This window comes from Lentisphaerota bacterium, assembly GCA_016873675.1.
Taxonomy (GTDB): domain Bacteria; phylum Verrucomicrobiota; class Kiritimatiellia; order RFP12; family JAAYNR01; genus VGWG01.
In genome coordinates, this window is the sequence record VGWG01000103.1 from 1 (window position 1) to 9,157 (window position 9,157).

Genomic DNA, 9,157 nt, shown 5'->3' on the forward strand with positions numbered 1-9,157 from the left:
TCGCCCGCGCGGAGGACCCCGTCACCGCCGTCCGCGCCGCCTCGGCGCTCGGCCGGATTGGCGACCGCCGGGCGGCGCCGGCCCTGCTCGAGGCATTCGCCGTTACCAACCGCGATCTCTGCAGCCGTGCGGCCGTGGCCCTCGGCGAGATGGGGGAGCCGGGCGCCGCGTCACCGCTGATGGCGCGGATGGCCTACGAGGGCGATGCGGATGTGCGCGAAGGCATCGCCAAGGCGCTCGGTTTTCTGGGCGATCCAGCCGCCCTGCCGGTGCTGCAGAAGGCGCTCGCCGACACGGACAGCGACGTCCGCTACGAGGCTGCCTGGGCGCTCGGACACCTCGGCGATCCGGCCGCCGTTCTCCCCCTGGCCGCCCTGCTGAAGGACCGCGAGTCGCGCGTTCGCTTCGCGGCCGCCTTTGCGCTGGCCGAATTGCGCGATCCCGGCGCGGTCCCCGCGCTCAAGGCGAACCTGTCCGACAGCGATGAAAACAGCCGAACCGCGACGGCCTGCGCGCTGGCGCTGATCGGACATGCGGAGGGACTCCCGGTTCTGAGCCGGGCGGTCCGAAGCGATGCGGAGTGGGAACGGTTTGCGGCTGCGGTCGCCCTCCTGCGACTCGCGACGCCCGCCGCAAACGAGTTGCTGGGCACGCGCCTGACGGACGAGAAGGCGGCCATCCGCGATCTCGCCCGCTGCGCTCGCGACGGCGAAGGCACGATGGCCCTCGCTGCGGTCCTGCGAGACCGCGACGATGACTTCCGTCAGTACGCAGCGCTCGCGCTCGCATTCTTTGACGATCCCGCCATATTGCCCGCACTCCGCGAAGCGGCCACCGACCGCGATCCGGAAGTGCGCACTGCGGCCCGCTGGGTGACGCGGCGGATCGAGCGCTTACGCCCTGCCGGTGAGCGGGAGACGGGGGCGATGTAGAGAAGTTTTGACAATATTTTCGGCCGGATGTATTCTTCAGACTGCTCAATAACCGATCCATCAGTAACCGTCGCGAGGAGGTGGGACCATGGCTTATTCGCCCTTCATGTATCTTTTTTTCTTGCTGGGTTTGTCGGCGCCGTCTGCCGAGCGGATGCCGTCCGACCCGGTCAAGTCGCGCGCGAATTATGAGACGATCGTTGCGCATCTCGACACCGGCGGCGATCTGATGGTTGCGGCCAATACCGACGGCGTGGTCGAGAACCTCGTTACCGGGCTGCGCGGCTGGACCGAGATGATGCCCCAGGGGGTCATGAATGACGATGCCCGGCAGGCGTTTGACCGTTTGCCCGCGTTCATCACCAGCAGCGGCTTCTACGCTGTGGACGGCTTCGGCATGAGTCTGCTGCCCGGCGGCGACGGGATGAACACGCTCAAGGCCTTTCTGCGCCGGGACCCCGCCGCCGCCGAACTGCCGTTCTGGCGCTCCATGGTCGGCGGAGCGCCGCGGGCCCTGGCCTCTCTGGATTATCTCCCGGCCGACACGGTCCTCGCACGCATTGGTAGCGGCGAGCCGGGCCAGCTCTTCAAACTCGTGACCGACGCGATACGGCAGGTGGGCGGAGCCGATGCCGCCAGGGGGTTGGACCAGGCGCTCGCCGAGGCCGGTTCGAACCTCGGCACGAACGTGAGCGCCCTGGTCAACTCCCTGGGCGCGGAGTCGTTCCTCGCCATCCAGTTGTCCGCCACCCAGACGCTGCCGGTCCCCCTGCCGAATAACCGGGAGGCGGCGGCGGCTGAGCCCCTGACCATTCCGCTGCCCAGCCTGCTCATGGGCGCCGCCGTGCGTGATGCGACGCTGTTCGACACGGTGCGGCGGCTGCTGGAACGCAGTCAGGCGCCCTGCGTGACGACCCAGGTCGCCGGGGCGACGCTGATCAGCGTCACGATCCCCGAGGCCAAGGATTACCCGCTGAACCCCACCTTCGCCGTCCACAAGGGGATGTTCCTGGTCGGCTCCACCCTCGATGCGGTCAAGTCCGCAATCGCCTCAGCAGACAGCAAGAACGGCCTGCGCGCCGCGCCTGTCTTCAAGAAAGAGTTCGCCAGCCTGCCCGCGATGAACAACGGCCTCTCTTTCATGGACCCCCGCTTTTCAGAGACGCTGTCGAAGGTGTCGACCGCGCTGATGCGATCAGTTTCCGGTGGCAGGTCGGGTCTGGGCGGAATGGGTGTGTTTGAGCTGGCGTCGGGTTCGCATCTGCTCGTGATTGTGAACGAGAAGGACGGGATCGCCGTCAGCGGCTCCACGTCGGCCAGCGCGCTGCAGACGCTGCGCAGCATGACCCTCATGCCCCTGATTACCACGATGGGCAGCGCCATCGCCATCCCCAATCTCATGCGCGCCCGCGCAGTCACACGCAATTACTCCTGCATCAACAACCTGCGCATGCTCGACTCCGCCAAGGAGCAGTGGGCGTTGGAGGCGGACAAGCCCGTCGGCGCGGAGGTGGTTGAGAAGGAGGTCCTGCAGTATATCAAGGGCGCGACCCTGCCGGTCTGTCCGCAGGGCGGCCGCTACACGCTGGGGCCCATCGGGCAGCCGCCCGTCTGCTCGTATCCCGGCCATCAACTTCCGCAATGACCGCCGCCGGACGGCGGCGATTGCTCAACACCAACACGCGCCGCAAACACGACGCAGGAAGGACAACATGCAAAGTCAGACATGCTGCAATTGTGTGGATCCGAAAAGTCTCGCGCCCGCGCTTATCCGCTGGGCGCTGGGCCTGCTGTTTCTGGTCGGGGGGATCGGCAAGCTCATGGATCTGGGGGGCTTCGTCAAGGGGTACCTCCTTCCCGCTTTCGAGAAGACGATTCTCCCCGGGGGTCTGGTCGCGGCCTACGGGTACGCCCTGCCGTTTGTGGAGGTGGTGATTGGCGTGCTCCTGATCCTCGGGCTGTGCCGCACCTGCGCGCTTGTGCTGACGGGGGTGACCCTGATTTCCCTGGGATTCGGCCAGATCCTCCTCCGGCAACACGCCACGGTGGCGAACATCTTCATGTACGTGCTGATGACGGCCATCGCCTTGTGGATGAGCGAGCAGGACCGCTGGACACTGGACGGCTGCCGCCTGTCCCGAAAATGCAACAAGGCCGACGCCGCGTGACCGGTAGCGGGGCAGACCGGGCCGGTGTGTCTGCGCCAGCAGCGCGGAAGACAGGCCGAATGCCTTCCCGCCGCGCGGCCCACATGCGGGCGTTCGCGCAGGAATTGCGTGCTGAGTTTCTGCCAGCCTCCGCGCTGGCCGTGTTCGCGGGGGCCGCTCTGGCATTCCACGACACCGGTCGCTGGCGCGGATGGCTGTTCCTGATGTGCGTCCTCGGCGTGTGCGCCCTGCACGCAGGTGCCAATGTGCTCAACGACTACTTTGACCATCGCAGCGGCAATGATGCGATCAACACGGAGTTCATCCGGCCCTTCACCGGCGGCAGCCGCCTGATTCAGCAGGGCGTGTTGCGTCCGAACGAGGTGCTGGGCCTCGGCGCGGCGCTTCTCGGAGTTGGCGTGGGCGTCGGTGTATATCTGGTAGTCCTCGCGGGCGCGGGCGTGTTGCCGTTCCTGGCGCTGGGCCTGCTGGCGGGGGTCGGCTACAGCATTCCCCGCGTCGGCCTGGCGGCGCGCGGCGCGGGCGAGTTGACTGTCGCGCTTGCCTTCGGGGTGTTGCCGGTGACGGGCACCTATTATGTGCAGACCGGTACGGTGACCGCCGGGGCGTTTGCCCTTTCGTTGCCGGTGGCGGTGCTGATTGCGGCGGTTCTGTTCATCAATCAGTTTCCCGACAGCCGCGCCGACCGGGCCGTCGGCAAGCGCCATTGGGTGGTGCGGCTCGGACTGAAGCGCGCGGCGCGCGGGTACGTGGCGCTCATGGGACTTTGGGTTATCGTGCTGCTGCTGGGCGCGGGCGCAGGAATGATCCCGTCGTTTCTGGTCTGGGCGGCCCTGCCCGGGCTTCTGGCAATCCCAGCTTCGCGCCGGGTCCTGCGGCACTTCGACACCCCCGCCGCGCTGGCGCCGGCCCACGCGCTCACCATCCTCATGCATCTGACGGTCACCGCCGCCCTGGGGACGATGCTGGTGCTGGCGCGGGTTTTATAAGGGCCGCAGTTTTCATGTGGTGATCAACTCGCGCACGGCGGACTCGACCTCTGCGACCTCGGTCAGGGTGTCGTGGCAATCGCCTTGCGGACGGGTATTGCCGATCGCCAGAACCGGCTTGGGGAAGGCCCCGAAGATTCCCTGAATCAGTTCGCGCTCGCAGGCCACGGCCACGACGGCATCGATGTCGTCGGCTCTGACGCGCGCCAGGGCTTGGCGGCCGCCGCCCGCCACATGGAACAAGACGCCCGTCCGGTCTCGCACGCCCAGCAGGGCGTCGACCGGACACGCGCCGCAGCGGGCGCAGCCCTCGCCCCCCTCGCGGGTGAGGTTCCGTCCGCAGGCGCTGCTTTGCAGGCAGTGCGCCAGCAGCAACAGCACACGCCCGGGCGGCGCCTTCACACGGCGCCAGCGCGTCACGCGGTTGTTCAGCCGGATCAGCGCGCGTTGAAGCATCAGGCTTGGATTCCCCATGATTCCCCCGTAAGTGGGTCCACACCTTATCACTGCCCGTTCAGACGGTCAAGAATTGCGACAGAAAAAACAACAGGGGCCGCACGTCTGTGCGACCCCTGTCAGTTGCGGCGCTGCCCGTCGGGCAGCCTCAGTTGCTGGCGCGACCCTTGACGCCGGTCGCCGTTGCGGCGTTGGCGCGGGCCTTCTCGTGCGGGCGAAGGCTGCGGACAGCCGCGCCGGCGCGCCACATCTCGGAGTCGTGGATCAGAGCCAGCTCTTTCTGGAGCTTGGCCTTGTAGTCGGCGCCGCCGCAGGTCTTGATCACATGGCGGGCCTCATTCTGCGACTTCACGGCTTTATAGAGATCCTTGAAGACCGGCAGGGTCGCCTTCTTGAACTTCGGCTTCCAGTCCAGCGCGCCGCGCTGGGCTGTGGCGGAGCAGTTCGCATACATCCAGTCCATGCCGTTTTCATCGACCAGGCGGATCAAGCTTTGCGTCAGCTCCTCGACCGTCTCGTTGAACGCCTCGGAGGGCGAATGGCCGTTGGCGCGCAGGACATCATACTGCGCCTCCATCACGCCCGCCAGCGCGCCCATGAGCACGCCGCGTTCACCGACCAGGTCGGAGGTCACCTCGTGAGCAAACGTGGTGGGGAAGAGGTATCCCGATCCGACGGCGATGCCGACGGCAAGGGCGCGGTCCAGCGCCCGGCCCGTGGCGTCCTGACCCACCGCGAAACTTGAGTTGATGCCGACGCCCGCGAGGAAGTTGCGGCGCACAGACGTGCCCGAACCCTTGGGGGCGACGAGGATCACGTCCACATCCTTGTTCGGCTTGACGCCGGTGAGGTCGTTGTAGACATAGCCGAAGCCGTGCGAGAAATAGAGCGCCTTGCCGGCGGTCATGAAGGGGGCGATCCGCGGCCACACCTGTCTGATCGCCGCATCGTTCACCAGAATCATGACGATGGTGGCCTTGGCGCACGCCTCCTCGATGTCGAAAAGCGTCTTGCCTGGTTTCCATCCGTCCTTCATGGCGCGCTTCCAGTCGCCGACGAAGCGTTTGTCCTGGCCGATGATCACCGGGACGCCGTTGTCGCGCATGTTCAGCGACTGAGCCGGCCCTTGAACGCCATAGCCGATCACGGCGATGACTTCGTTCTTGAGGACTTTCTGGGCCTTCTTGAGGGAATACTCTTTGCGTGTGACGACCGTCTCAACGACGCCGCCAAAATCGATTTTGGCCATACCATTACTCCGTGTTGATCACAAAAAAACGCCTGAACAGACGCGCGCAATGCCCGACCATCAGACAGAAAACCCGGCTATATTAGCACCTTGCTGCCGTTACGCAAGGGGTTTTCATCAAAATCGTGAAAAATCGTGGCTTGTTCATTGACCCAATCATCCGAAATCATCCGATGGCCTCTATCTGAGTCGCGAGATCATTCAACTCGCGCGTCCAGAATGCAGCGGTGCCCCATTCGGGATGGTTGTGCCGGAAGGCATGGTCGTGCGACTGGCGCGCGCACCAGGCGAGGTAGTAAATCATCCGCATGGCCCGGAGCGGTTCGACCAGCGTCAGTGTCTGGCGGTCGAAGGGATAAAAAAGAGTGTACCCCTCCAGCAGCGCGTCACATTCGTCGGGCACATCCTCGGGGCGGCCGGGAAGGAGCATCCACAGATCATGGACGGCCGGGCCGTTCATCATATCATCGAAGTCAATCAGAAAGACGCCGCTGTCAGGTCGATCAAGAACGTTGGTCCGCTGGCAGTCGCCGTGAATGCGGATCATCGGCACATTTTCGAAAAGCGGAACGACCGCGTCCATGAACGTCTCGGCGAGTCGGCTGAACTCCGCTTCGGCATGGCGGTCGAGAAATCCGCCGTCCAACAGGTAGTCCATGTCGTCGGCGGTTGATTCGAGCGGATGGAGGGTGATGCGCGATGGCGCGGAGGCCAGCGCGCCGACGGCATGGACACGGCCGACCAAGGCACCCAGCCGGTGCCAGAGGGGGAGGTCATCGTTGGCCGGTTCGGCGGGACGGCCGCCGCGCTTGGGAAAGAGCGCGAAAAGCATGCCGCCCGTCTCGTGGATGGTTTCGCCTGATGGAGCGGCGAGGGGCGCGATCACCGGTATGTCGGCTTCAGCGCAGGCGCGCACAAACGCATGCTCGTCGGCGATCGCCGCGCGCGACCAGCGCCCCGGCCGGTAGAATTTGGCAATGAGCGGGGTGCCGTCGTTGCAGGTAACTTCGTAAACCCGGTTGATGTAGCTGGGTAACGGGCGGATCAATCCAGACAATAGCGAGCCACAGGCGGCCTCGACGGCATCGAGGACCGCGTTGGGGGTCAGGCGCGAAAAATCGGCGAGTGTGACATGCATATGGGACGATTTTGACGGTTGGCCGCATCGGCGTCAATCGAAATAACTTTGCGAATAACTTTGTTTGAACGGCAGCGGCGGACGCGCTACACTATCCGCCTGTGTTGCCGTTCGGTGTGGTCGTGAGAGGAGGACGCCAATGATGCGGGTCGGACTGACGTACGATTTGAAGCGTGACTATCTGGCGATGGGGTTCAGCGCGGAGGCCGCCGCCGAATTCGACCGCGACGACACGATCGACGGCATCGAGGCCGCCCTGCGAGCGCTGGGGTGCGAAACGGACCGGATCGGTCATGCGAAGCGGCTGACGGAGCGGCTCGTCGCGGGCGATCGCTGGGATCTGGTCTTCAATATTTGCGAGGGTGTGCGGGGCATCGGTCGCGAGGCACAGGTGCCGGCAATCCTCGACCTGTACGGCGTGCCGTATGTCTTCTCAGACCCGCTGGTGCTGGCGCTCACCCTGCACAAGGGAATGACGAAGCGAGTGGTTCGCGACGCCGGAGTTCCCACCAGCGATTTCTGCGTGTACGCCGAGGCGGCTGACCTGGAGGGACTGCGGTTCGATGCGCCGTATTTTGTCAAGCCGGTCGCGGAAGGGACCGGCAAGGGCTGCACCGCCAAGTCGGTCGTGCGGACGCGCGAGGGGCTGAAGGATGCTTGCGAGGCGCTGGTCGCTCGCTTCGGACAGCCGGCGCTGATTGAGCCGTTTTTGACCGGCCGGGAGTTTACGACCGGCATCACGGGGACCGGGCGGACGGCTCGCGCGGTCGGCACCATGGAGGTCATTCTGCTGGAAAATGCGGAGACGGGAATTTATTCCTATGCCAACAAGGACCACTACGAGGATCGCGTGATCTACCGGCTCTGCGCCACAGCGGTCGATCCGATTGCCGCAGCGGCCGAGCGCGTGGCGATCGACGCCTGGCGGGCGTTGGGCTGTTGCGACGGCGGCCGGGCGGACATCCGCTGCGATGCGGCCGAGAGCCCACAATTCCTCGAAGTCAACCCGCTGGCCGGTCTTAATCCGACCCACTCCGACCTGCCGATCCTCGCGCGCCTGGCGGGCGTCGACTACGCGACCTTAATCCGCCGGATCATGGAGTCGGCGTGCCAGCGCCTGGGGCTGCGCCTCGGCTGATGAACCCTGCTTCACTCGTCCTGCATGAATTCGGCGATGCGACGGCAGAGATCCGGCAGGAGTTGGTGCTCAAGCGGAATGGCGTGGCCGTAGGATTCGAGCGTTTCACTGTGCATCCGCAAGTGGCTGCATCCGGCGAGCCAGGCGCGGGCGGCGTCGGTGCTGACGACCCGATCGTCCCGCACCAGGACGGCGAAGAGCGGCACGCGCACGTCTCCGCCCCGGCCGCGGAGACGGTCCGTCAGACAAAAGAGCGCATGGTAGGTCGCGAACGGGATGAAGCGGTCGCGCTGGTAGGCGATGGCCGCGCCGTCGGCGGTGAGGACGTTGACGGGAAAAGACGACTCGAACGTGCGGGAGAGCGGAAGCAGGGCCCGGGCGATGCGGAACCAGATGCGCGGATGAAGCAGCGGCGAACGGGCACGGGATACGTCGAACAGGGGCGTGAGGAGCACGAGGCCGTCGGCGAGTCCGGGGTCGTCAATTTGCGCCAGGGCGGCGAGCGCGGCGCCCATGGAGTGCCCCACCAGCCAGACGCGGCGATGGCTGCGTCGCAACGCCGCAGCCTCCTCGCGAATCGCCGCGAGCCACCCGTTGAGCGTCTGCCGGGCTGCGACCGGGAGCGGCTCGCCCGCGCCGGGCAGACGCATCACCCGGCAGGTCAAGCCATGCGCGGCGAGCGCCCCGGCCATGTCCGCAAACACGGCGGCGGTGTCGGCAAATCCGTGAATGAGCAGCACGGCGTCTCGTCCCGACCCGCAGGTAAACGCCGCTGCGTCCGAGGCGACGCCGTCGGGACCGCGGCGTACGCGCCGCTCCCAGCGCCGGTGTCGCGCGCCGATCCACCCCGCGTGTGCGAGATTAACGGCGAGCCAGACCAAGAGGGCCAGCACGCACAGGGAGAGAATCAGGGGTACGTGTGGCATCGGCCTATTCCTTCCAGGCCTTGCCGCCGTCGGCCACCCGCCAGAGGTAGAGAGCGGCGAGGGATCGGTGCGGCGCCCAGCGCTCGCCCGCGAGGGCCAGAGCCTTGGGCGCGGGCATTTCCGGCAGGGAGTAGGCAATCGAGTAGCCCCGGCGCACGCCG

The 9,157-nt window shown here is 66.0% G+C and carries 9 protein-coding genes; 5 read left to right on the forward strand and 4 right to left on the reverse strand.

Going from position 1 to position 9,157, the window contains the following annotated elements:
• From FJ222_10550 to FJ222_10565, 4 genes are all read left to right on the forward strand, one after another.
• Nucleotides 1-932 (forward strand): HEAT repeat domain-containing protein (locus FJ222_10550; GenBank protein ID MBM4164861.1); only part of this gene is annotated, 932 nt, incomplete at its 5' end.
• Between the two features lie 88 nt (nucleotides 933-1,020).
• Entirely contained in the window at nucleotides 1,021-2,577 is a 1,557-nt protein-coding gene (locus tag FJ222_10555; protein ID MBM4164862.1) for a hypothetical protein, read from the forward strand.
• Between the two features lie 67 nt (nucleotides 2,578-2,644).
• Nucleotides 2,645-3,100 carry a DoxX family protein gene (locus FJ222_10560; GenBank protein ID MBM4164863.1) on the forward strand — a complete coding sequence of 152 codons (456 nt, stop codon included), beginning with the start codon at nucleotides 2,645-2,647 and terminating at the stop codon, nucleotides 3,098-3,100.
• On the forward strand, nucleotides 3,076-4,089 hold the full coding sequence (locus FJ222_10565) for a prenyltransferase (GenBank protein MBM4164864.1): 1,014 nt from the start codon (nucleotides 3,076-3,078) through the stop codon (nucleotides 4,087-4,089). The genes FJ222_10560 and FJ222_10565 overlap by 25 nt, the downstream gene beginning before the upstream one ends.
• 12 nt (nucleotides 4,090-4,101) lie before the next feature.
• Here the strand turns inward: FJ222_10565 and FJ222_10570 are convergent, their stop codons facing one another.
• From FJ222_10570 to FJ222_10580, 3 genes are all read right to left on the reverse strand, one after another.
• The gene (locus FJ222_10570) at nucleotides 4,102-4,563 is read right to left on the reverse strand and encodes a DUF116 domain-containing protein (GenBank protein MBM4164865.1); all 462 of its coding nucleotides are present in this window, start codon (nucleotides 4,561-4,563) and stop codon (nucleotides 4,102-4,104) included.
• 130 nt (nucleotides 4,564-4,693) lie between these two features.
• Entirely contained in the window at nucleotides 4,694-5,794 is a 1,101-nt protein-coding gene (gene ilvC, locus FJ222_10575) for a ketol-acid reductoisomerase (protein ID MBM4164866.1), read from the reverse strand.
• Nucleotides 5,795-5,960: 166 nt separating this feature from the next.
• Nucleotides 5,961-6,932 (reverse strand): serine/threonine protein kinase, encoded by a 972-nt coding sequence (locus FJ222_10580; protein ID MBM4164867.1) that lies wholly within the window; start codon nucleotides 6,930-6,932, stop codon nucleotides 5,961-5,963.
• Between the two features lie 142 nt (nucleotides 6,933-7,074).
• On the opposite strand from FJ222_10580, the gene FJ222_10585 reads away from it, so the two are divergent.
• Nucleotides 7,075-8,070, forward strand: coding sequence for a D-alanine--D-alanine ligase (locus tag FJ222_10585; GenBank protein ID MBM4164868.1), 996 nt, complete (start codon nucleotides 7,075-7,077; stop codon nucleotides 8,068-8,070).
• An 11-nt stretch (nucleotides 8,071-8,081) separates the two neighbouring features.
• Here FJ222_10585 and FJ222_10590 read toward each other — a convergent pair whose 3' ends face one another.
• Nucleotides 8,082-8,996 (reverse strand): alpha/beta hydrolase, encoded by a 915-nt coding sequence (locus FJ222_10590; GenBank protein ID MBM4164869.1) that lies wholly within the window; start codon nucleotides 8,994-8,996, stop codon nucleotides 8,082-8,084.
• Nucleotides 8,997-9,157 lie beyond the last annotated feature (161 nt).